Source organism: Bradyrhizobium sp. RT6a, from assembly GCF_040547675.1.
Taxonomy (GTDB): Bacteria; Pseudomonadota; Alphaproteobacteria; order Rhizobiales; family Xanthobacteraceae; genus Bradyrhizobium.
Window position 1 is genome coordinate 424,647 of the sequence record NZ_JBEPQC010000002.1, and the last position, 22,234, is coordinate 446,880.

Consider the following 22,234-nt stretch of genomic DNA (forward strand, 5'->3'; position numbering starts at 1 on the left):
GCTATCTATTTGCGAAGCAGGCGAACTGCGCGGCGCGCCGCCGCGTAGGCGATGCCGTGCGCCGCGAGCGCTCCGTGCACGAGCGCCACGATGGGGTCGTTCCGCCGCAACGGTATCAGCACGTCGCCAACGGCGAAGCGCCCGCGCCAGATCGGGTTGATCATGGGGTGATCGGCGCTCGCGGTGGAATCCGCGCTGGCGATGGCGGGATCGGCGCATAGGCGGCGGGTGAGCTCGAGCGTAAGCTGCACGCCCGGCGAATATCTTGCAAAGCGCTCGTCGATGCCGAGCTTGAAGAAGAAGGCGCGGTCCTGATGCCGCAGCACGATGCCGGCGGCCACCGGCGTCGCGCCGGCGCGAAGGGTGACGATCTCGCATTGCGCGGTTTCTGCCAGCGCGGGAACGGCGCGGCGGATGAAGGTTGCATCGCCGGCATGCTGGACCAGCGCGGTGCCGCGCTTGCCTTTCCAGCCGCTGGCTTCGAGCCGCAAGAATGTTTCGAGCGCCGGCCCGATCTCGTCGGGGCTGTGCGCGACATCGAACACGACGGCGCCGTGTTCTTCAAGACGATGGCGCTGGCGACGCAGCTCCTTGAGTTTTTTGGTACCGAGCGCGTCGCGTAGCAGCGTCTCACCGTCCTGTGTCGCGTCGAGGCTGGCGCGGATGTAGGAGCTCAGGAGGCGCGGCTTCAGGCCGTCGCGCTGCAGAACCTGGTTGAGGGCGGTCATTGCCGCCCCATCGAGCGCGACATCGTTCAGCACGAGCGCATGCGCTCCGGCCGCGCGGGCCTGCTGCAACAGGCGCGCCGATGCCTCGATCGGGGCATCGCGGTCGATCAGGGGGCTGCACAGCGTGCCGTAGGGATGCGCGCTCACCAGCGCGGGCAGGGGAATCTTCCATGCCCGCCAGAGCGAGATCACCGGCATCAGCCCGACCAGCCGCGATCCATCGTATGCGGGAAGCGCCGAGGCATCCGTGCGGCCGCGCGCGGTTGCACTGACGGCGAGCTCCCAGCCAGGCAAGTAATATCCGTTCGGCTCAATGGCGCGCTGCGCGAGTGCGCGCCACTGGCCGGGTTCGATCGCCGTAAGCGGAACACGCGCGCGCGAGGCCGCGGCATGCTTTGCCGATGCCGGGTTGATCGCAGCCTGGTGCGCGATATCGACCACGTCCCGTCGTCCCCGTTCAGGAGGCCATGCTTAGCGCAAAGATTGGAAAATACCGTTGGGACACCGCTTCAATTCGAGTGGTAATATTAACGTCTCGTTGAGCATCCGGCCGCGAGCCGGCCGGATGCTCGATGGATAAGCCAGAATGCTCTCGACCCGGAGGATCATCATGGTCGCCACACCTTTTACGCCGATTGCGTCGCTCCTTGGCGGCGCGATGATTGGCCTGTCCGCCGTCCTGCTGATGTGGACGACGGGACGGATCGCCGGGGTCAGCGGTATCGCGGCGCGGCTGTTTCCGCCTTACGAGGATCGGCAATTCGCCGGCCGGCTCGCCTTCGTCGCGGGCCTTATCGTCGCGCCCGTCCTGGTGCGCCTTGTCACCGGAAGCCTGCCGGCGCAAACGATCGCCGCCGGAACGCCGCTTCTGATCGTCGCGGGATTGCTCACCGGCTTCGGCGCGGTGTGGGGCAGCGGCTGCACCTCCGGCCACGGCGTCTGTGGCCTGTCGCGGTTGTCGGTGCGATCGCTGGTCGCGACCATGACCTTCATGGTAGCCGGCATGGCGACCGTCTTCGTCATGCGGCACTGGAGCTGACCGCGATGACAATCCTCATTCAATTCGGGATCGGTCTGGTCTTTGGCCTCGGCCTCATCGTCTCAGGTATGTCGAACCCGGCAAAGGTCCTGAATTTCCTGGACGTTGGCGGCATCCCGGCAGGAACGTGGGACGCAAGCCTCGCTTTCGTGATGGCCGGCGCGGTCGCGGTGACCTTCATCGGCTTCAGCCGCGTCTTGAAATTGGCACGGCCTGTCTTCGCCGACTGCTTCTACGTCCCAACGCGAAACGATATCGATCCGAGAATTATCGCCGGTCCCGCCATCTTTGGTATCGGCTGGGGCCTCGTAGGCTTTTGTCCAGGCCCGGCGTTGACCGCGCTCGGATTTGGCTCGGCCTCCGCCTTCATCTTCGTCGCCGCGATGTGTGCCGGCATGGTGCTCGCCCGCTTCATCGCGCAGGTCCCGTCGGCAACGCCTAGCGTCACCCCGGGAGAGCCGCTTGAGATCTGACATGGACAGGACCGGGCGAGTTATCTCGTCCGGTCCCGTCTGTCATGGCTTCATCGATTACCAGCGATCGCCGACGCCGACGCCAACACTGACGCCGGGCGCGCGGATGCCGACGCCGCCGCGCGGACCATCGTCCCAGTCGCGATAGGTGCGGCGCTCATAGTAGCGATCACGCGGCATGGTCGCGTAGGAGTCGCGCACGATCACGCGCGAGCCGCCGCGGGTGCGATAGCAATTGCCGGAATCGTCGCAGACCAGCCGCACTTCCTGGACGAGATCGGGGCTGGTGTATTCGCTGGTCGTATAGACGTCGGCGGCCTTGGCGCCGCTCACCGCTGCCAAGGCTCCGACGCCAGCCAGCAATGCAATCGTGAATGTCCTCATCATGTCCTCCTCGAAACTGCCCTCGGCGGTAACAAGAAGGGGAGGCCATGATCGTTCCGGCAAAATTACACGTTTTTCCCGGAACCGGATCGGATGTCGGCTTGATCTGTTCCCTAGATCGGCTCGTAGCTTTCCGACCCGCAGATGTCGTCCGCTTCGGCGCGGCGTCGATCGACCACCTTTCCGCTTGATATGGTCACGATGTAGGTCTGTGGCCCGAGCGGCGAGCCGGTCGCCGAGGTGAGCTGGGCGCGGACGCAAGCTGTCCAGCCCGGTCCCCGCACCTCGCGATGGGGTGAGGCGACATGCACCTCACGCGGATAGGAGGTGCTGAGGAAGACGAATTCGATCTGCTCGCGCACGACGCGTTTGACGTCGGGAGGCGATTCGGGCGGCGGCTGCTCGGCCTCCTTCATGCGCATGAACTCGGGCACCGGTGCGCGGCTGTCGGCAAAACCGCAGGCCCCGAGCGCGAGCGCGCTGGCCAGCAGCGCGGCATGAGCAATAATCCGTAACATCCGTGAAGGTCCCCTGCGGGGCCAAAACATAGGCACGAATGCGATCCGACGAAGACCTGGCCGATCAAGATTTGCTGAAGCCAGAATTTCTTGGAGCCAGAATTTCTTGGAGCCAGGATTTCCTGAAGTCAGGATTCCTGAAGTCTTGGAGCTCGCGGCATTGGCTATTCCATCATTGCCGGCTAGTTTGTACCCCAGACGAGGGGGATTGCGCCCATGAGGATTTTGGTCATAGCGGCCGCCGTGCTGGCGCTGGCGGTTGCCTCCGCGCAGGCGCAGATGGGCGGTGGCAGGCGTCAGCCTAACGAGGGCGGCCAGAAGGCGGACAACAAGCCCAAGGTCGACGAGAAGGCCTACAAGGCCGCACTCGAGCGCATTCCCGAGTCCAAGGAGAAGTACGATCCGTGGAGCGGGGCGCGTCCGCCTGAACCTGCCAAGAAGCCGAAATAGGTGAGGCGGGCGTTGGCGACCCGCTCCTGCTATTTGGCCGCTCTCATCACGCTCCTGTTGTTTTCGTCGCGGCCAGGCCTCGCCTGGGAGAGCTGGGGTGGCGATCCCGGAGGCTCGCGGTTCTCGCCATTGCGGGAGATCACGCCCGACAATGTCGGCAACCTGGTTCGGGCCTTCGAATTCCACACGGGCGATCTCGCGGCGCGGCCGCCCGGGGTGATGCGGCGAACCAAATTCCAGGCCACGCCATTGTTCGTCGAGGACAGCCTGGTCTTCTGCTCTCCTTTCAACGAGGTGATCGCGCTCGATCCCGGCACGGGCGCGCAGAAATGGCGCTACGATCCCAAGATCGCGATCAACCAGCGTCCCGCCAACCGCTACGTCTGCCGTGGTGTCACCTACTGGATCGACGATGAGGCGCCTGTAGATGCCGCATGTCGATCGCGCATCTTCATGGGCACGAACGATGTTCGCCTGATCGCGCTCGATGCGAAGACGGGAATGCCCTGTGCCGGCTTCGGCGAGAGCGGTGAGGTCAGGCCCGACGTCGGCATGAAGCTGGAATGGCCCGGCGAATTCCAGATCACCTCGCCGCCGGCGATCGGCCGCGGGGTCGTCGTGGTCGGCTCCGCGATCGGCGACAACCGCCGCGTCGACGCGCCGAGCGGTGTGGTGCGCGCGTTCGATGCGCGCAGCGGTCAGCCGCGCTGGACCTTCGAGCCGCTCAAGCGCGACGGCATCGAAGCCGGTCACGCCAACGTCTGGGCGCCGATGTCGGTCGACGCCGCGCGCGGGTTGGTGTTCCTGCCGACATCCTCGCCATCGCCGGATTTCTGGGGCGGCAAGCGGCCGGGCAACAACGAACATGCCAACTCGGTGGTCGCGCTGCGCATCGAGACCGGCGAACTCGTATGGGCATTCCAGACCGTGCACCACGACGTCTGGGATTACGATCTGCCGGCGCAACCGACGCTCACGCGCATCGACACCGGCGAAGGTCAGCGCGATGTCGTGATCCAGCCGACCAAGCAGGGCTTTGTTTTCGTGCTCGATCGCGATACCGGCAAGCCGGTGTGGCCGGTCGAGGAGCGCAGCGTTCCGCAGGCGGCAGCGGAAGGTGAACGACTGTCGCCCACGCAGCCATTCCCGACGCATGTGCCGCCGCTGATTTCGCAAAAAATCTCGACTGAGGATGCGCTCTCGTTCCTTCCTGGCCTGCGCCGCTCAGCTTGCGAGACGCAGTTCGCGGAGGCACGTAACGAGGGGCTGTACACGCCACCCTCAACGCACGGCACGCTGGAGTTTCCCTTCACCGGCGGCGGCGTCAACTGGGGCAGCGCAGCCTTCGATCCCGTCAACCAGGTCCTCTATGCCAACACCAGCCGGGCCGTTCATCTCATCAAGCTGATTCCGCGGGCGGAGGCGGCCGGATTCGATCCTCCGCCCGGTCATGATTTCGGCCAGCAGAATGGTGCGCCGTTTGCGATGTCGCGTGCGGTGGCAACATCGCCGCTTGGTTTTCTTTGCAACAAACCGCCCTGGGGCGAGATGGTCGCGGTCGATCTGAAGGCCGGCAAGATCCTCTGGCGTTCGACGGTGGGCACCACCGAGGATCTCGCCCCGCTCGGCGTGCCGCTGCCGTGGGGTGCGCCGCTCGTCAACGGGCTCGCGATCACGGCAGGCGGGCTCGTTTTCACCGGAGCGATGGACGCCTATTTGCGCGCCTTCGATGCACGAAGCGGAAGGGAGCTGTGGCAAGGCCGGCTGCCGGTGCCCGGAGTCGCCAATCCCATGACCTATTTCTGGAAGGGCGAGCAGTATGTCGCCATCGGCGCCGGCGGCCACTCCGAGGCAGGCACCTCGATCGGCGACAGCGTCGTTGCGTTTCGCCTGGCACGGCCGGGCGAAGGGCCGTCGCTGTGGTCGCGTACCATCGATCGCCCCGGTGGACGATTTTTTGCGGCATCTTCAATGATCGCGCTCGCGATCGTCTCGCTTGTGATCGCAAGCCTGCGCTGGCGTCGCCGACGTCGTATCGCGCGAACATAACACGGCATCGCGCGCGCGATGCGAACGATCATTCACATCATATGCACTACTGTACGAAAGCGAGGCCGATTCGCCGCTCGGTGCGCCAGACGGTGCGGCATTTCCGCACGAAATTGTCGCGCGCGATCGCGAGCGTGAACGATTGCGGTAATGTGACGAGGGCGTCGAGGTCGATTGCGGCACCGTTCGCCGACATGTTTCGCACCGTGCATGTGATGCCGCAATTTTCAAAGGTGATCTTTCCACCCTTGAAAACACGGTAACGCTGCGCCGCACGCTTCTCGATCATCCGCGTTAATCCATAATGATGTTTGTGAAGTAGTGCATAGAAATTACGTTGAACTAAACTCAATACTGGCGCTACTTGCATAGCGCTTCAGACTTCGTTTACGACGTCGAAGCGGAGGTCACTCCGCCGACTTTCCCCGAGCCCTTCTTTTTGTGGCGCTACGCGCCGATGGAGATATTGATGAAGACCACGTTTTCGCTTCTGTTCGCCGCAGCGCTCTCGCTGTCGTCCATGCCCGCCCACGCCACCAAGCTCGATCTCGCGACCATGAGCTGCAAGCAGTTCCTCGATAGTGGCGACGACACCATCAAGATGGTGCTGACCTGGATGGACGGCTGGTACAAGGGCGACGAGGACAACGCGATCTTCGACACCGACGTGTTCGTAGAGAACGCCAAGAAGTTCGGCAGCTATTGCGGAAAAAATCCGAACGTCAGCATCGTCACCGCGGCCGACGAAGTGCTCGGCAAGTAATTTCCCGCGTGGCCGTGCGAAGCGCGATCGCCATCGCGTTTCCTCGACATGACGCCATCGAGAGCCGCGGTGCGCTTTGCGCTCCCGCGGCTTTCTTGTTTTCGGATGATGCTCACCCCGGCAGCATCGCGAACGCGCTGGACACCATCGCCACCGGCTTGTTGTCGGTGGCCGAGAGCAGCGTGACCCGGCCAAAGCTCATGGTGCGTCCGAGCCGCACCACGCGGGCGTCGGCCAGCACGTCCGACGAGGAGACGGCGCGCATGAAATGCGTGGTCTGGTCGACCGTCGTCATCGGACGATAGCCGCGGTTGGCGGCGAGGTTCGCGATCACCATCGCGGTGTCGGCGAGCGCCATCAGCGCCTGGCCGCAGACCACGCCGCCGTTGCGGCACAGCCGTTCCGAGAACGGCATGCGCAGGAGCGCTGCGGGCTGCCAGTCCGGCACGTCCGGCGGCGGCAGGTGCTCGATGCGCTCGACCGAGAGGTTGAGATCCTGGACCCAGGGCGCAAAGACCTCGCCGAGGATGCGTCGGGCTTCCGTGATGCCGAACTCGGCTTCTGGCTGCGATGGCATTGCTGTCGTTCCCTCCTGTATTGCCGGATGTTCGGCATTGCGAGCGGACCGGCGCGGCAAAGTCACCCGGTCTGCCGCGGGTCCCGTCGGCTTGAAAATGCCTGACTTCGCCCGGTATGATGCCATGGAGCGGGTATGGGTGGGTGATGTTGCGTCGGTATGTCCTCGTGTTTTGTCTGGCCGGGCTCGGCCTGTTGCTGAACGGGTGCACCAGGTGCGGCCCGATCTGGGACGACTGGCTCCACGCGCCGAAATCGTGCAGATCGGACCGGCTCTAGCGGGTCGAGCGGCCCCTGCGGTAATGACAGGGGTGACACGGCGCGGACGACCCGCGCCGCCACGGATAATCAAGGAGTCAATGATGAAGCTTTTCCGTATGGCCGCGGTGCTGGCTGTCCTGGCCGGACCGACCGTGCTGGCGGGACCGGCCTATGCGCAAATGCCCAATATCAACTTGCTGCAGGACGGTCCGAGCAAGACTCCAGAGGAGAAGGCCGCGGAAGCCGAGCGTGAGAAGGCCTACAAGGAAACGCTGAAGAAGATTCCGGACTCCAAGGCCTCCAACGATCCGTGGGGCGGCATGCGCTCCGACCCGCCGAAACAGCCGGCGGCGCCAAAGGCGTCGGCCACGACCGGTGCGCCGAAGAAAAAGTCGGGCACGACTGCCAATTGACCTCCTGCCCGATCGGAGGCGGTTGCTGCCTCCGGCCGGGACTCCTCTTTGATCGGCCTACTTCCTACATTGAGTGGGAGCGTATTGCGTCGAGGAGAGCAGAACATGGCCGATCGTCCGCGGGATCTCGCCGAGCGGATGGCGCGCCGGCGCAAGATGGGCGGCAAGCCCGACCCGATGGCCGGCGACGGCTATCTGCGCGAGACCTTCACGCTGCCGCGCGCGGCGGCGCGGGAGAGGGCGCAGGCTTTCTTCGCCCGCTACCCCAAGGCCGGCTATATGAGCGCGGTCGAGACTTGGCGCGAACTGCCCGGCGGCGACATCGAATTCACGATGCGGCGCCTGCCCAGCGCGGATTAGGGCCGGCCTCTATTCGAAGGTTTCGGATGTGATGCGGATCCGGAACACGGGCTCCTTGGCTTCGTCCAGCAGCTCCATGTGCCATTCGGAATTTTCCTGCAGCTTGCGGGCGATGCCGGCGGCCATGTCGGCGCAGACGCTGGTCATCTCCTTCCAGGCCGAATCGCGATCGGCAAATTCCGACGCCTGGTCGGCACAGCCGGAATAGCTGCCGTTCCGGATTCGAAAAAAGTAGAGCGGCATGGTTCGCACCGATCGCGCCTGATGGCTCAGTCCCCACGGCCATAATCGCGGGCAGTCCAATCCCAAACCATCGGCAGATCAATTCCGGGCGGCTACGGAATAGCCCCCATGGACGCCGCGCGCCCTGCTGTCATGGCGGCTGCAGCGCGCAGGGGCGCCATCCCGCCGACGATCTCGGTCCGGCCGTTCAGGCGGTTTCGCGCCCGATCGCCTTCAGCTCCCGATCGATGCGCCGGCCGCCCGGCGGCGGCGCGAGGCCTCTCCCGTGGTTCTCCGGCCATGAACAGAGTTCCTGGACCGGGCAACGGCGTCGTCCGGCGCGCGGCGGCATGTGCCTTGCTTGGCCCGATGAGGCTAAGGAACATGGGCGCATCATGCTGGGCATTCCCCGCCGCTATTCTCATTTCGTGTTCGGAATCATCCAGTCCGGACTGACCTCGCTGGTCGCCGCGGGCATCGCCAGCCTTCCCGCAGGGAACGCGCTGGAGTTCCTCGCGCATTGGCTGGTGTCGTGGCTGATCGCATGGGCGGCGATGCTGCCGATCGTGCTGCTGGCGGCGCCTGCGATCCGCGCCTTCTCGCTGCGGCTGACGCAGGAGGAGGGCGGTTCGCAAACCGGCCGGCCGGCATGAAAGTCGGCATGAAAACCGGCATGAAAAAACCCCGCTTGGAGAGCCAAGCGGGGAAAAGGTTATTGGAGGCTGAGGTGCTGGGCTGCAACACCATAGCCGGACGACCCTAGCCGGCTCAGCTTACGACAGCCTGACAAGGCCTGACGGCGGCAGCGAAGGCCCAGAGCTCGGGGCCGCACACTGGCCCTGCACCGGTCCCAATTTCGACATCCGTTCGCACAACTCAGGACACAACCGCAGGCGAGATTCCGCAGCGACGGTGCTGCCATGGGGGAAACGTGGCGTGCCGGCAACGGGGTGGCATCATGGACAACGTAGAGCGGTCATTCGCCGCCGCGACGGCGGCTGGCTTCGTAGTGCTGGTGATCGGCATCGGGTTGCTGGTTCTGCTGTAGGCGGCGTTGGGTGCCGGGACACGGGGTCGAAAGGCCCATGTGCGCCTTTCAAAAACGCGAAAACAACCCCATGCACAGTAGCCCGCCTACAAATTCCATCGTCCAATCAACGGTTTATTGGTAGTATTTAGATACCGTATCGGCTCGGATTCGCCTCCGCGGCCATCCGAATCCTGAATCCCGATTCCCGTGCCAATCTGCTTGAAATCAACAGGCGGCCGCTCCGGCATCGTCGCCGGAGCATTGCCGCTGGCGAACACCTCCATCGCCCCACGAGTCGCAAGCGGGCCTCGGTCAGCTCCTAAACCCTCGTCGTGGCGGCCTTATTGAAGCTTGATCGCGTCCAGCGGCAAATGGAGCTCGGCGGCACGCTCTTGGCGATCTTTCTTGCGGAACTCGTTTTCCTTGCGCTCGAACTTGATCATCTCCTCCCGCGCCGCCTCCAACAGCGGATTGCGGCGGGTCGTATCGTGATGCGTGTTGTTCGTCATGACTGAGGTCCCCAGAGTTGCGGTCCCATCCAAGAGAAGACCGCAGGCCGCAAAAGGTTCGGTGCCGCAGGATTACGGAATTCTGACGGCGCGCAGCTCATCCGTCTTTGATGCGCGTCAGGCAGCGCCATAATCCGCAAAAGAACATATTGCGAACCTAGAACAAATAGGGTACATTGTTTTTATCGCCGCGCCGCCTCGCCAGCCGTTTGTCCCTCTAGCGAATCCTCGCCATAAGGAGCACGACCCAATGTCCACCACTGCCCTGCGTATCGTCGAAGGATCTTCCATGGACAAGAGTAAAGCTCTGGCCGCCGCGCTCTCCCAGATCGAGCGGCAGTTCGGCAAGGGCTCGGTGATGAAGCTCGGCAAGAACGACCGCTCGATGGATGTCGAGGCGGTCTCCTCGGGCTCGTTGGGGCTCGACATCGCGCTCGGGATCGGCGGCCTGCCGAAAGGGCGCGTCGTGGAAATCTACGGGCCGGAATCCTCGGGCAAGACCACGCTGGCGCTGCACACGGTGGCGGAAGGGCAGAAGAAGGGCGGCATCTGCGCCTTCATCGACGCCGAGCACGCGCTCGACCCGGTCTATGCGCGCAAGCTGGGCGTCAACATCGACGAGCTCCTGATCTCGCAGCCGGACACCGGCGAGCAGGCGCTGGAAATCTGCGACACGCTGGTGCGCTCCGGCGCGGTCGACGTGCTGGTGATCGATTCGGTCGCGGCGCTGGTGCCGAAGGCCGAGCTCGAGGGTGAGATGGGCGATGCGCTGCCGGGTCTGCAGGCCCGCCTGATGAGCCAGGCGCTGCGCAAGCTGACGGCGTCCATCAACAAGTCCAATACCATGGTGATCTTCATCAACCAGATCCGCATGAAGATCGGCGTGATGTACGGCTCGCCGGAAACCACCACCGGCGGCAATGCGCTGAAATTCTATGCCTCCGTCCGCCTCGATATCCGCCGCATCGGCGCGATCAAGGAGCGCGACGAAGTGGTCGGCAACACCACCCGCGTCAAGGTCGTCAAGAACAAGCTGGCACCGCCCTTCAAGCAGGTCGAGTTCGACATCATGTACGGCGAGGGCGTCTCCAAGATGGGCGAGATTCTCGATCTCGGCGTCAAGGCCGGCATCGTCGAGAAATCCGGCGCATGGTTCTCCTATGACAGCCAGCGCCTCGGTCAGGGCCGCGAGAATTCGAAGGCGTTCCTGAAGGCCAACCCCGACATTACCGCCAAGATCGAGACCTCGATCCGCCAGAACTCCGGCCTGATCGCCGAGCAGATTCTCGCCGGCAGCCCCGAGCGTGACGCCGACGGCGAGGAGCCGGGAGACGAGTAAGCTTCAACGTTAAAGTTTTTCGCGAGGAGCGGGCGCTGAGGACGTTGAGTTGCCGACGTCTTCGGCGCCTGTTTCGTTTTGCGTGGGGTGATGGGTTTCACTTCGCTCTACCCATCCTAAGAAGCTGAACTGACAAACGAGCGGCTGTGGCGATGGGATCGCGAGAGCCGCTCATTGGTCGCGCCCTATTCCTACTCCGCGGCCTCCGCGTAATCGCTCACCGGCGGACACGAGCACACCAGATTGCGGTCACCATACACGTTGTCGACACGCCCGACCGGGCTCCAGTATTTGTCGGTGCGCGAGGTGCCCGCGGGGAAGCAACCCTCGGCGCGGGTGTAGGCGCGCTTCCAATCGTCATCCGCGATGTCGTGCACGGTGTGCGGGGCGTGGCGGAGCGGCGACGCCTCGATCTTGAAGCGGCCGGCTTCGACCTCGGCGATTTCTTTCCGGATCGCGATCATGGCATCGCAGAAACGATCCAGCTCCGCCTTGGATTCCGATTCGGTCGGCTCGATCATCAGCGTGCCCGGTACCGGGAAGCTCATGGTGGGCGCGTGGAAGCCGTAGTCGATCAGGCGCTTTGCGATGTCGTCGACGGTGACGCCGGACGTCGTCTTCAGCGCGCGGGGGTCGACGATGCATTCATGCGCGACGCGGCCCTTCTCGTTCTTGTAGAGAACCGGGAAATGCGCATCGAGCCGTGCTGCGACGTAGTTGGCGTTGAGGATCGCGATCTCGGTGGCGCGCTTGAGGCCTTCGCCGCCCATCATCAGGATGTAGATGTAGGAGATGGTCAGGATCGAGGCTGAGCCGAACGGCGCTGCCGAGACCGGGCCGACTGGCGCTTTCCCATCCGTCACGGGGTGACCCGGGAGGAACGGCGCGAGATGCGCCTTGACGCCGATCGGTCCCATGCCCGGGCCGCCGCCGCCATGCGGGATGCAGAAGGTCTTGTGCAGGTTGAGATGGCTGACATCGGCGCCGTAATCGCCGGGCCTGCTAAGGCCGACCTGCGCATTGAGGTTGGCGCCGTCGAGATAGACCTGGCCGCCATGGCCATGCACGATGTCGCAGATCTCGCGGATATGCTCCTCGAACACGCCATGGGTCGAGGGATAGGTGATCATGACAGCGGCGAGGTCGTTCGAATGCTTTTCGGCCTTGGCGCGGAGATCGTTGACGTCGACGTCGCCGTTCTTCTCGCAGGCGACCACCACCACGTCCATGCCGACCATCGCGGCCGAGGCCGGATTGGTGCCGTGGGCGGAGGAGGGGATCAGGCAGATCTTGCGATGCGTCTCGCCACGCGCCGCGTGATAGCCGCGGATCGCGAGCAGCCCGGCATATTCGCCTTGCGCGCCCGAATTCGGCTGCAGCGAGATCGCGTCATAGCCGGTGATGTCGCACAGCCATTTTTCCAGCCGCGCGAACAGCGCGTAGTAACCCTTCGCCTGCTCGCGCGGGGCGAACGGGTGCAGGCTGCCGAATTCCGGCCAGGTCAGCGGCATCATCTCGGTGGTCGCGTTCAGCTTCATGGTGCACGAGCCGAGCGGGATCATCGCGCGGTCGAGCGCGAGGTCGCGATCGCTGAGCTTGCGCATGTAGCGCAGCATCTCGGTTTCCGAGCGATGCGCATGGAAGACGGGATGGGTGAGGAAGGAGGTCGCGCGCTTGAGCGCCTCCGGCAGCGCCTCGCGTGTGGTCGCGTCGATCTCGGCATAGGCGAGCTCGCCGCCGAAGGCGCGCCAAACCGCTTCCACCGTCGCGGGCGTCGTGGTCTCGTCGAGCGCGATGCGCAAGCTGTCGTCGCCAACGCCGAGATTGATCTTCTCGGCGGCCGCGCGCGCGACGATCTCGGCACGCTTGGCGCCGGCGTCCACGCTCAGTGTGTCGAAGAAGCTGTCGGACTGCAGCGCAAAGCCGAGCTTGCGCAGGCCGGCAGCCAGCACCGCGGTGCGGCGATGCACATTGCGCGCGATCTGCGTCAAGCCTTCGGGGCCGTGATAGACCGCATACATCGAGGCGATCACCGCGAGCAGCACCTGCGCGGTGCAGATGTTGGAGGTCGCCTTCTCGCGACGGATGTGCTGCTCGCGGGTCTGCAGCGCGAGGCGATAGGCAGGCATCCCGCGCGAATCCACGGAGAGGCCGACGATGCGGCCCGGCAGCGAACGCTTCAGCGCATCGCGCACCGCCATGTAGGCCGCGTGCGGTCCGCCATAGCCCATCGGCACGCCGAAGCGCTGGGCAGAGCCGATGGCGATGTCGGCGCCGAGCTCGCCGGGCGAGGCGAGCAGTGTCAGGGCGAGGAGATCGGCAGCGATGATCGCGAGCGCGCCCTTGGCCTTCAGGCTGGCGATCGCAGGCCTGAGATCGCGCACAGCGCCTGAACTGCCCGGATATTGCAGCAGCGCGCCAAGCACGTCCGTCTTGTCGAGATCGGTGAGGGGATCGCCGACGACCAAGGTCCAGCCCAGGGGCTCCGCGCGGGTGCGCATCACCGCGAGCGTCTGCGGATGCACGTCCTTGTCGACGAAGAAGGCTTTTGCTTCAACTTTCGAGTGCCGCTCCGCGAGCGCCATCGCTTCCGCCGCCGCGGTGGCTTCGTCGAGCAGCGAGGCGTTGGCGACGTCGAGCCCGGTGAGATCGCAGATCATGGTCTGGAAGTTGAGCAGCGCCTCGAGCCGGCCCTGGCTGATCTCGGGCTGGTAGGGCGTGTAGGCCGTGTACCAGGCCGGGTTCTCCAAGATGTTGCGCTGGATCACCGCAGGCAAGATCGTGCCGGAATAGCCTTGGCCGATCAGCGAGGTGAAGACCTGGTTCTGGGCGGCGAGCTCGGCCATATGCGCGATCGCCTCGGTTTCGCTGAGCGGCTTGCCGAGATCGAGCGGGGCGGCCTGCCGGATCGAGGCCGGCAGCGTCTGCGCCATCAGCGCATCGACGCTGTTCGCGCCGACGGCCTCGAGCATCGCGGTGACATCGCGTGCCGAGGGGCCGATGTGGCGGCGAACGAAGCTGGCGGTGTCGCCGTTGGATTTGCGGTGCGCGGTCATCATGGGTCCTCGCTTCAGAGTTCGCTGTCGCCGTCATGCCCCGCCTAGTGCGCACTTGCGCACGGGGGCGGGGCATCCAGTAAACGCAGCCGCTTCGGCTAGGGCCGATGGGCCGCGGCGTACTGGATCGTCCGCCTTCGCGGACGATGACACCGAGAGTGTGGTTCGAGTTGTTCTCATCTCACGCCGTGTGGGCCTTGTACGCCGCTTCGTCCATGAGACCGCCGAGCTCGCTCTTGTCGGCCATCTTGATCTTGAAGAACCACGCCTTGCCCTGCGCATCCGAGTTTACCAGCGCCGGCTCGCTCGCGAGCTCGGGGTTGGTCTCGAGCACCTCACCGCTAACAGGCGCGTAGACATCCGAGGCGGCCTTGACGGACTCCACGACGGCGGCGGGTTCGGCCTTCTTCAGCGTGCGGCCGAGCTTGGGCAATTCGACGAACACGACGTCGCCGAGCTGCGATTGCGCGTAGTCGGTGATCCCGACCGTGGCGACATCGCCGTCGATCGCGAGCCATTCGTGGTCGGAGGTGTAGAGCGTCGTGGTCATTTTCTCAGTCCTCAGCGTTTGTAGGTGTTTTTCACGAAGGGCATGGCGGCGACCTGCACGGCCAGGCGTTGGCCGCGCACCTCGGCGAAGAGTTTCGTGTCGATCGCGCTCGATGCTGTGGGCACATAGCCCATCGCGACCGGCGCATTCAGGCTCGGGCCGAAGCCGCCCGAGGTGACCTTTCCGATCGGCTCGTGAGAGGTCGCGTTCGCAAACAGCAGCGCGCCCTCGCGCACCGGCGCGCGGCCCTCGGTACGCAGGCCGACGCGGCGGCGGGATGCGCCGTGGTCGAAATGGGCCAGAATCCTTTCCGCGCCGGGAAAGCCGCCGGCGCGCGCGCCGCCGGTGCGGCGGCTCTTCTGCACCGACCATTCCAGCGCGGCCTCGACCGGCGTGGTCGCGGTATCGATGTCGTGGCCGTAAAGACAGAGCCCGCCCTCGAGCCGCAGGCTGTCGCGGGCGCCGAGCCCGATCGGCATGACGTCCGGATTGTCCAGCAGCGCCTTGGCGAGCCGTTCGGCATCGCCGGCAGGAACCGAAATCTCGAATCCGTCCTCGCCGGTGTAGCCGGAGCGCGAGACGAAGCAGTCGAGACCGGCAACCCTGTGCGGGCCGGCATCCATGAACTTCATGGCGGGCGCCTCTGCACATAATTTCGCCAGCGCCGATTCCGCCTTCGGGCCCTGCAGCGCGATCAGCGCGCGGTCGGCAAGCGAATCGATCATGCAGTCGTCCGAGAGATTCGCGCGCAGATGAGCCTCGTCCTCTGCCTTGCAGGCGGCGTTGACGACCAGGAAGAGGTGATCGCCGAAATTGGCGGCCATCAGATCGTCCAGAATTCCGCCCTCGGCATTGGTGAACTGGGCGTAGCGCTGCCGGCCCGGCGCAATCGCCAAAATATCCTGCGGCACCAGCCGTTCCAGCGCGCGGGCGGCGTCCTCGACCTTGCCGGATTTCGGCCGGAGCGCGATCTGGCCCATGTGGGAGACGTCGAACAGGCCGGCTGCGTCGCGGGTATGAAGGTGCTCCTTCAGGACTCCGGCCGGATATTGCACCGGCATGTCATAGCCCGCGAACGGCACCATCTTGCCGCCGAGCGAGACATGCAGGTTGTAAAGGGGGGTGCGTTTCAGGGAGTCTTTGTCGTCACGCGCAAGCATCGGGGGGCCCTCGGCGGTTCCCCGGGAACGATTTCCCGTGGACACCAGTCGAAGCCCCATCTGTCGCTGTGCCTGAGAGTATTATCCCGTCGGCGGACGCTGTCCGGACCTAAACCCGTCGGCGCCTCTTTCCAGATGCTGTCAAAGCCACGCGGTCCTTTTGCCTGAGAGTTTCCGGGGCGGTTGCTCCTTCGGCGCCGGCACCAGTGCCGGTCTCTCCCGACGTGGCCGTACCATACAGATGGCTAAAGACCACAGGCCGGCCAAGCCTGTCAACGCGGCATCGGCGGCTTTCCAACGGATTACGCGACTGCGGCAACGCCTTGATCTGTCTGCACAGTTTCTGGACAGCGAAGCTGGCCTTGTCTAAAAGCGCTTTGACCCGCAGATATCAGCCCAAACTCGCGGTTTGGATGGCTGGAAGGCGGGTGCAAGCACACCCGATTGGATGAACATGAGCGGCGTCAACGAGATCAGGTCGACCTTTCTGAACTTCTTTGCCGAGAACGGCCACGAGATCGTGTCGTCCTCGCCATTGGTGCCGCGCAACGATCCGACGTTGATGTTCACCAATGCCGGCATGGTGCAGTTCAAGAACGTCTTCACCGGCGTCGAGAAGCGGCCCTATCAGCGCGCCACCACGTCGCAGAAATGCGTGCGCGCCGGCGGCAAGCACAACGACCTCGACAATGTCGGCTACACCGCGCGCCATCTCACCTTCTTCGAGATGCTCGGCAACTTCTCGTTCGGCGACTATTTCAAGGAGCGCGCGATCGAGCTGGCCTGGACGCTGATCACGAAGGAATTCGGTCTGAAGAAGGACAAGCTGCTCGTCACGGTCTACCACACCGACGATGAGGCGGCCGGACTGTGGAAGAAGATCGCGGGCTTCTCCGAGGATCGCATCATCCGCATCCCGACCTCGGACAATTTCTGGGCGATGGGCGACACCGGCCCGTGCGGCCCGTGCTCGGAGATCTTCATCGATCGCGGCGATCACATCTGGGGCGGGCCGCCGGGCTCCCCGGAGGAGGATGGCGATCGCTTCCTCGAATTCTGGAATCTCGTCTTCATGCAGTACGAGCAGGTGACGAAGGAGGAGCGCGTGGCGCTGCCGCGTCCCTCGATCGACACTGGCATGGGGCTGGAGCGCATGGCCTGCATCATGCATGGCGTCGACAGCGTGTTCGAGACCGACCTGTTCCGTCATTTGATCGATGCGACGGCGTCCGCGCTCGGCAGCGGACCGGATGAGAAGACCGTGGCCTCGTTCCGCGTCATCGCCGACCATCTGCGTTCGTCGGCCTTCCTCGTCGCCGACGGCGTGCTGCCCTCGAACGAGGGCCGCGGCTATGTGCTGCGCCGGATCATGCGCCGCGCGATGCGCCATGCGCAGTTGTTAGGTGCGAAAGAACCGCTGATGCATCGGCTGGTCTGGGCGCTGGTGCGCGAGATGGGCCAGGCCTATCCGGATTTGATGCGCGCGGAAAATTTGATCGAGGAAACGCTGCGCCTGGAAGAGACCCGCTTCCGCAAGACGCTGACCCGCGGCCTCGCCATTCTCGACGAGAAGAGCGCGTCCTTAAAGAAGGGCGATATGTTCGACGGCGACGTCGCCTTCACGCTGTACGACACTTACGGCTTTCCGCTCGACCTGACGCAGGACGCGCTGAAGTCGCGCGGCATCAGCGTCGATCAGGCCTCGTTCACCGACGCGATGGAGCGTCAGAAGGCCAAGGCACGCGAGTCCTGGAAGGGGTCTGGCGAAGCTGCTTCCGAGGCGATCTGGTTCCCGCTGCGTGAGAAGCTCGGCGCGACCGAATTCCTGGGTTATGAGACCGAGAGCGCCGAAGGCGTGGTGACCGCGCTGGTCAAGGACGGCAAGGACGCCGCGAGCCTCAAGGCCGGCGACACCGGCGCGATCGTGCTGAACCAGACGCCGTTCTACGCGGAGTCCGGCGGGCAGGTCGGCGACACCGGCGTATTGACCGGCGAGGGCGGCATCAAATTCCGCGTCACCGACACGCAGAAAAAGCTCGGCGATTTCTTCGTTCACGTCGGCACGGTCGAGAGCGGCGAGCTGAAGCTCGGCACCGCGCTGCAGCTCGAAGTGGATCACGGCAGGCGCTTTTCGATCCGCGCGCATCACTCGGCCACGCATCTCATCCACGAGGCGCTGCGCCAGGTGCTTGGCGACCACATTGCCCAGCGCGGCTCGATGGTCGCGCCGGACCGTTTACGTTTCGACTTCGTGCATCCGAAGCCGATCACGGCGGAAGAGCTCGCGCGCGTCGAGGACATCGCCAACGACGTGGTGCTGGAGAACGACGAAGTCTCGACCCGCGTCATGGGCGTGGACGAGGCCCGTGAGGCCGGCGCACGCGCGCTGTTCGGCGAGAAATATGGCGATGAGGTTCGCGTCGTCTCGATGGGCCGCACCGCGCGCGAGCGCGGCGCCAACGCACTCGGCTGGTCGGTCGAACTGTGCGGAGGCACCCATGTCAGGCGCACCGGCGACATCGGGCTGATCACGCTGACGGGCGAGAGCGCGGTCGCCTCAGGCGTGCGCCGCATCGAGGCTTTAACCGGCAACTACGCGCGCAAACACGCCAACGACACCATGGCGCTGGCGAAGACCGCGGCGCACGAGCTACGCACCTCGATCGACGACGTCCCGGCGCGCATTGCCGCGCTGATGGAAGAGCGCAAGAAGCTCGAGCGCGAGCTCTCCGACGCCCGCAAGAAGCTGGCGATGGGCGGCGGTGCAGCTTCGAGCAACGGCGCGGCCTCCGGCGTGCGCGAGGTTGGTGACGTCAAGCTGATGGCGCGCGCGGTCGAGGGCATCGAGATGAAGGATCTCAAGAGCCTTGCCGACGACGGCAAGAAGCAGATCGGCTCCGGCGTCGTCGCCATCGTCGGCGTCACCGAGGACGGCAAGGCCGGCGTCGTGGTCGGCGTCACCGCTGACCTCACCTCGCGCTTCAATGCGGTCAATCTGGTGAAGGTCGCCTCCGAAGCGCTCGGCGGCAAGGGCGGCGGCGGGCGGCCCGACATGGCTCAGGCCGGCGGCCCCGACGGCGCGAATGCGGCCGCGGCGCTCACGGCGATCGAAAAAGCCATGACTGAACAAAAATCGGCCGGCGCGTAAGCAGGTGCGCCCCGTTCCGCGAGGACGTGGCTCAACCGATCCCAATCTGAGGGATCGCCTCTACGAATTTCTGGAGCACGATCCGCTGGCCTACTCGGTTGGGTCGCGCTTCATCCAGCTGATCATCGGCGTCATCGTGCTCGACGTCGCCGCGATGATCCTTGCCTCGGTGCCGGAGCTCGACGCGCAATTCGGTGCGCTGTTCGCAGGCATCTCCATTCTCGCCGTAATCGTGTTTGCGCTGGAATATGCCGCGCGGCTGTGGACGGTGGCGGGCCATACCCAGCGCCCGGCGTCCGCGCTGTCCGACCGGCTCAGTTATGTCTTCTCCGCACTCGGCATCATCGATCTCCTCGCGTTCCTGCCGGCTGCGGTCGTGCTCGCTACTGGCCGCCATGCGACGCTGGCGGCGCTCGGCGTGCTGCCGTTCTTCAAGCTGGTGCGCTATTCGCCGGCGATGCGTTCGCTGCTCGCGGCCGTGCACGCCGAGCGGCGGGCGCTGATCGGCTGCATCGTCATCCTGATCGGCGCGGTTCTGACCTTTGCCTCGCTGCTCTACGCCATCGAGCGCGACGTGCAGCCGGACAAGCTCGGCACCATTCCGCAGGCGATGTGGTGGGCGATCGTGACGCTCGGCACCGTCGGCTATGGCGATGTCGTGCCGGTGACGGCGCTCGGCAAGTTCATCTCCGTCTTCACCATCATCAGCGGATTTGCCATGATCGCGCTGCCGGTCGCGATCATATCGACGGCCTTTGCGGAAGAGGTGAAGCGGCGCGACTTTGTCGTGACCTGGGGCATGCTGGCGCGGGTGCCGCTCTTCTCGCATCTCAGCGCATCCGAGATCGCCGACATCATGCGGCTGCTTCGGGCGCGCACGATCGAGCAGGGCGAGATCCTGGTGCGGCGGGGCGATGCGGCTTCGTCGATGTATTTCATCACCGCCGGCGAGGTCGAGATCGCGCTGCCGAACCAGCAGGTGCGGCTCGCGGATGGCACCTTCTTCGGGGAGATCGCGCTGCTGCACAAAACCAAACGCAGCGGGACGGTGACGGCAACGCGCAAGACCCGGCTGCTGGTGCTCGACGCCCAGGACTTTCACGCCCTGATCGAACGCATGCCGACGCTTGCCGCGCACGTCCACAGGACGGCAAAGGCGCGGCTGGAGGGGAGCGGCGACCTTGCGGTGGCGGAGCTGGCGCAGGCCGAGCGCGAAGGCACCGACCGCTGAGGGCTCAGCCTTTCTTCAGGAAGACGTAGTCGGCCGAGTAGGGCGCGCTCTTGAAATCGCCAGCCTTCTCGCAAGAACCATCGAGCTTGCCGCCATGGGTGTTGATGCGCTGAACCGTCGTAACCGGCGTGAGGACGCCGCTGCCCCGGTGGGTCGTCACTTCCAGCTTCAGCCAGGGAATGTCGGCCGCGGTGGTACCCGGGGCATTGCCGGCGGCCTTGGCGGCCACGGCGCTGCCGTCGGCATGCTCCCAGTTCGGCCCGGCAAAATGCCGGCCGATGGTCTTGCCCTCGGACAGCAGCGTCGCGATCGGCTCGCGGAACGTCCAGGCGAGCTTGCCGTCGGTGCCGGCCTTGCACTCATAGACCTGCGCGCCCTCGGCGTGGACGCTGAGCACGACGCTCTCGCCGGGCGCTGCGATGGCGTCGGGGAGCGGGTCGGCGGCCACAGCCGGTCCAGCGAGCAGCATCAGGCAGGGAACGGCAAGCTTGATCGACATGGTCGCATCTCCGCGCAAAGGTCCAAAAAAGCGAACGGGCCGCGCTTGCGACGCGGCCCGTGATGATGTCCGACCCAGTCGGGCGAAATTGCGGACGGCTTACGCCGCCAGCGCCTTGCCGAGGTTCTCCGCGACCTTGTCGAGGAAGCCGGTGGTCGAGAGCCAGCGCTGGTCGGCGCCGACCAGGAGCGCGAGGTCCTTGGTCATGTAGCCTTCCTCGACGGTGTCGACGCAGACCTTCTCCAGGGTGTTGGCGAACTTGGCGAGCTCGGCATTGTTGTCGAGCTTGGCGCGGTGCGACAGGCCGCGGGTCCAGGCGAAGATCGACGCGATCGAGTTGGTCGAGGTCTCCTTGCCCTTCTGGTGCTCGCGGTAGTGGCGGGTCACCGTGCCGTGGGCGGCTTCGGCTTCCACCGTCTTGCCGTCGGGGGTGAGGAGGACCGAGGTCATCAGGCCGAGCGAGCCGTAGCCCTGCGCCACAGTGTCGGACTGCACGTCGCCGTCGTAGTTCTTGCAGGCCCAGACATAGCCGCCGGACCATTTCAGCGCCGAGGCCACCATGTCGTCGATCAGGCGGTGCTCGTAGGTCAGGCCCTTGGCGTCGAACTCCTTCTTGAACTCGCGCTCGTAGATGTCCTGGAAGATGTCTTTGAAGCGGCCGTCATAGACCTTCATGATCGTGTTCTTGGTCGAGAGATAGACCGGGTAGTTGCGCAGCAGGCCATAGTTCAACGAAGCGCGGGCGAAGTCGATGATGGAGTCGTCGAGATTGTACATCTGCATCGCGACGCCGGCGCCCGGGGTCTTGAACACTTCCTTCTCGATGACGGTGCCATCCTCGCCGACGAACTTCATCGTCAGCGTACCCTTGCCCGGGAACTTGATGTCGGTGGCGCGATACTGGTCGCCATAGGCGTGGCGGCCGATGATGATCGGCTTGGTCCAGCCGGGAACCAGGCGCGGCACGTTCTTGCAGATGATCGGTTCGCGGAAGATCACGCCGCCGAGGATGTTGCGGATGGTGCCGTTCGGCGACTTCCACATCTGCTTGAGATTGAATTCCTTCACCCGGGCCTCGTCCGGGGTGATGGTGGCGCACTTGACGCCGACGCCAACCTTCTTGATGGCCTCGGCGGCGTCGATGGTGACCTGATCGTTGGTCTCGTCACGGTATTCCATGCCCAAGTCGAAATAGAGCAGCTCGACATCCAGGAACGGGTTGATCAGCTTGTCCTTGATGTACTGCCAGATGATCCGGGTCATCTCGTCGCCATCGAGTTCGACGACGGGGTTGGACACCTTGATTTTTGCCATGATCGGGGAAGCCTCTTGGGAACGGCGCTTTGGCGCGCCACGGGAATATCCGCCGCCTCTTAGCACCGGGACGCGGCCGGCGAAAGCCAAGGGATTATGCACTTTTAGCTCATCCAGCCTCCGCAGATGGGGGACGGGAGCAGCCCCGCCGCGGGGGCCGGG

At 64.8% G+C, this 22,234-nt stretch carries 23 protein-coding genes and 1 riboswitch; of the genes, 11 read left to right on the forward strand and 12 right to left on the reverse strand.

All coding sequences use genetic code 11. The annotated features are described in order from the left end of the window. Positions 1–5: 5 nt before the first annotated feature. Positions 6–1,169 (reverse strand): GNAT family N-acetyltransferase, encoded by a 1,164-nt coding sequence (locus ABIC03_RS11750; protein WP_354058191.1) that lies wholly within the window; start codon positions 1,167–1,169, stop codon positions 6–8. Between the two features lie 169 nt (positions 1,170–1,338). Here ABIC03_RS11750 and ABIC03_RS11755 point away from each other — a divergent pair, with 169 nt between their 5' ends. Continuing rightward, positions 1,339–1,767, forward strand: coding sequence for a YeeE/YedE family protein (locus ABIC03_RS11755; RefSeq protein WP_354058193.1), 429 nt, complete (start codon positions 1,339–1,341; stop codon positions 1,765–1,767). 5 nt (positions 1,768–1,772) lie between these two features. Continuing rightward, positions 1,773–2,240 (forward strand): DUF6691 family protein, encoded by a 468-nt coding sequence (locus tag ABIC03_RS11760; protein WP_354058195.1) that lies wholly within the window; start codon positions 1,773–1,775, stop codon positions 2,238–2,240. Between the two features lie 57 nt (positions 2,241–2,297). Here the strand turns inward: ABIC03_RS11760 and ABIC03_RS11765 are convergent, their stop codons facing one another. After that, positions 2,298–2,627, reverse strand: coding sequence for a hypothetical protein (locus ABIC03_RS11765; RefSeq protein WP_035961409.1), 330 nt, complete (start codon positions 2,625–2,627; stop codon positions 2,298–2,300). Positions 2,628–2,737: 110 nt separating this feature from the next. Further along, positions 2,738–3,142, reverse strand: a complete 405-nt coding sequence (locus ABIC03_RS11770) for a hypothetical protein (protein ID WP_275170040.1) — start codon at positions 3,140–3,142, stop codon at positions 2,738–2,740. A gap of 216 nt (positions 3,143–3,358) precedes the next feature. Here ABIC03_RS11770 and ABIC03_RS11775 point away from each other — a divergent pair, with 216 nt between their 5' ends. Both ABIC03_RS11775 and ABIC03_RS11780 read left to right on the forward strand, forming a co-directional pair. Further along, positions 3,359–3,592, forward strand: coding sequence for a hypothetical protein (locus ABIC03_RS11775; RefSeq protein WP_007602200.1), 234 nt, complete (start codon positions 3,359–3,361; stop codon positions 3,590–3,592). 33 nt (positions 3,593–3,625) lie between these two features. Then, positions 3,626–5,641 (forward strand): pyrroloquinoline quinone-dependent dehydrogenase, encoded by a 2,016-nt coding sequence (locus tag ABIC03_RS11780; protein WP_354059623.1) that lies wholly within the window; start codon positions 3,626–3,628, stop codon positions 5,639–5,641. 46 nt (positions 5,642–5,687) lie between these two features. On the opposite strand, the gene ABIC03_RS11785 is transcribed toward ABIC03_RS11780, so the two are convergent. Then, complete coding sequence (locus tag ABIC03_RS11785; RefSeq protein WP_354058198.1) at positions 5,688–5,930, reverse strand: PilZ domain-containing protein; 243 nt, start codon at positions 5,928–5,930, stop codon at positions 5,688–5,690. A 180-nt stretch (positions 5,931–6,110) separates the two neighbouring features. Here ABIC03_RS11785 and ABIC03_RS11790 point away from each other — a divergent pair, with 180 nt between their 5' ends. Continuing rightward, entirely contained in the window at positions 6,111–6,404 is a 294-nt protein-coding gene (locus ABIC03_RS11790) for an HdeA/HdeB family chaperone (protein ID WP_354058200.1), read from the forward strand. A gap of 112 nt (positions 6,405–6,516) precedes the next feature. Here ABIC03_RS11790 and ABIC03_RS11795 read toward each other — a convergent pair whose 3' ends face one another. Beyond that, on the reverse strand, positions 6,517–6,981 hold the full coding sequence (locus ABIC03_RS11795) for a PaaI family thioesterase (RefSeq protein WP_007612196.1): 465 nt from the start codon (positions 6,979–6,981) through the stop codon (positions 6,517–6,519). Positions 6,982–7,342: 361 nt separating this feature from the next. Here ABIC03_RS11795 and ABIC03_RS11800 point away from each other — a divergent pair, with 361 nt between their 5' ends. Further along, positions 7,343–7,654: a hypothetical protein gene (locus ABIC03_RS11800; protein ID WP_354058203.1), complete on the forward strand. Its 312-nt coding sequence runs from the start codon at positions 7,343–7,345 to the stop codon at positions 7,652–7,654. Positions 7,655–7,759: 105 nt separating this feature from the next. Then, positions 7,760–8,014, forward strand: a complete 255-nt coding sequence (locus tag ABIC03_RS11805) for a hypothetical protein (RefSeq protein ID WP_275170044.1) — start codon at positions 7,760–7,762, stop codon at positions 8,012–8,014. A gap of 9 nt (positions 8,015–8,023) precedes the next feature. Here the strand turns inward: ABIC03_RS11805 and ABIC03_RS11810 are convergent, their stop codons facing one another. Beyond that, positions 8,024–8,257 (reverse strand): DUF6894 family protein, encoded by a 234-nt coding sequence (locus tag ABIC03_RS11810; RefSeq protein WP_275170045.1) that lies wholly within the window; start codon positions 8,255–8,257, stop codon positions 8,024–8,026. Positions 8,258–8,631: 374 nt separating this feature from the next. Between ABIC03_RS11810 and ABIC03_RS11815 the strand changes: the two genes are divergently transcribed. Continuing rightward, positions 8,632–8,889 carry a DUF2798 domain-containing protein gene (locus tag ABIC03_RS11815; protein WP_354058206.1) on the forward strand — a complete coding sequence of 86 codons (258 nt, stop codon included), beginning with the start codon at positions 8,632–8,634 and terminating at the stop codon, positions 8,887–8,889. 718 nt (positions 8,890–9,607) lie between these two features. Here the strand turns inward: ABIC03_RS11815 and ABIC03_RS11820 are convergent. After that, complete coding sequence (locus tag ABIC03_RS11820; protein ID WP_275170048.1) at positions 9,608–9,775, reverse strand: hypothetical protein; 168 nt, start codon at positions 9,773–9,775, stop codon at positions 9,608–9,610. 250 nt (positions 9,776–10,025) lie between these two features. Between ABIC03_RS11820 and recA the strand changes: the two genes are divergently transcribed. Further along, positions 10,026–11,114 (forward strand): recombinase RecA, encoded by a 1,089-nt coding sequence (gene recA, locus ABIC03_RS11825; protein ID WP_007602214.1) that lies wholly within the window; start codon positions 10,026–10,028, stop codon positions 11,112–11,114. Positions 11,115–11,305: 191 nt separating this feature from the next. Here the strand turns inward: recA and gcvP are convergent, their stop codons facing one another. The 3 genes from gcvP to gcvT form a co-directional block, all read right to left on the reverse strand. Further along, the gene (gcvP, locus tag ABIC03_RS11830) at positions 11,306–14,170 is read right to left on the reverse strand and encodes an aminomethyl-transferring glycine dehydrogenase (protein ID WP_354059625.1); all 2,865 of its coding nucleotides are present in this window, start codon (positions 14,168–14,170) and stop codon (positions 11,306–11,308) included. Between the two features lie 181 nt (positions 14,171–14,351). After that, the gene (gene gcvH, locus ABIC03_RS11835; RefSeq protein ID WP_247328286.1) at positions 14,352–14,720 is read right to left on the reverse strand and encodes a glycine cleavage system protein GcvH; all 369 of its coding nucleotides are present in this window, start codon (positions 14,718–14,720) and stop codon (positions 14,352–14,354) included. 11 nt (positions 14,721–14,731) lie between these two features. Further along, on the reverse strand, positions 14,732–15,880 hold the full coding sequence (gene gcvT, locus ABIC03_RS11840; protein WP_354058209.1) for a glycine cleavage system aminomethyltransferase GcvT: 1,149 nt from the start codon (positions 15,878–15,880) through the stop codon (positions 14,732–14,734). A gap of 143 nt (positions 15,881–16,023) precedes the next feature. Beyond that, a riboswitch (glycine riboswitch) is annotated at positions 16,024–16,112 on the reverse strand. 222 nt (positions 16,113–16,334) lie between these two features. On the opposite strand from gcvT, the gene alaS reads away from it, so the two are divergent. Then, a complete protein-coding gene (alaS, locus tag ABIC03_RS11845; RefSeq protein ID WP_354058211.1) occupies positions 16,335–19,028 on the forward strand; it encodes an alanine--tRNA ligase in 2,694 nt (897 codons plus the stop codon). Between the two features lie 4 nt (positions 19,029–19,032). Further along, on the forward strand, positions 19,033–20,259 hold the full coding sequence (locus ABIC03_RS11850) for a cyclic nucleotide-gated ion channel (RefSeq protein WP_354058213.1): 1,227 nt from the start codon (positions 19,033–19,035) through the stop codon (positions 20,257–20,259). A 4-nt stretch (positions 20,260–20,263) separates the two neighbouring features. Here the strand turns inward: ABIC03_RS11850 and ABIC03_RS11855 are convergent, their stop codons facing one another. Next, positions 20,264–20,758, reverse strand: a complete 495-nt coding sequence (locus ABIC03_RS11855; protein WP_354058215.1) for a DUF3455 domain-containing protein — start codon at positions 20,756–20,758, stop codon at positions 20,264–20,266. Between the two features lie 99 nt (positions 20,759–20,857). Next, positions 20,858–22,072 (reverse strand): NADP-dependent isocitrate dehydrogenase, encoded by a 1,215-nt coding sequence (locus ABIC03_RS11860; RefSeq protein WP_275170054.1) that lies wholly within the window; start codon positions 22,070–22,072, stop codon positions 20,858–20,860. Positions 22,073–22,234: the final 162 nt, after the last annotated feature.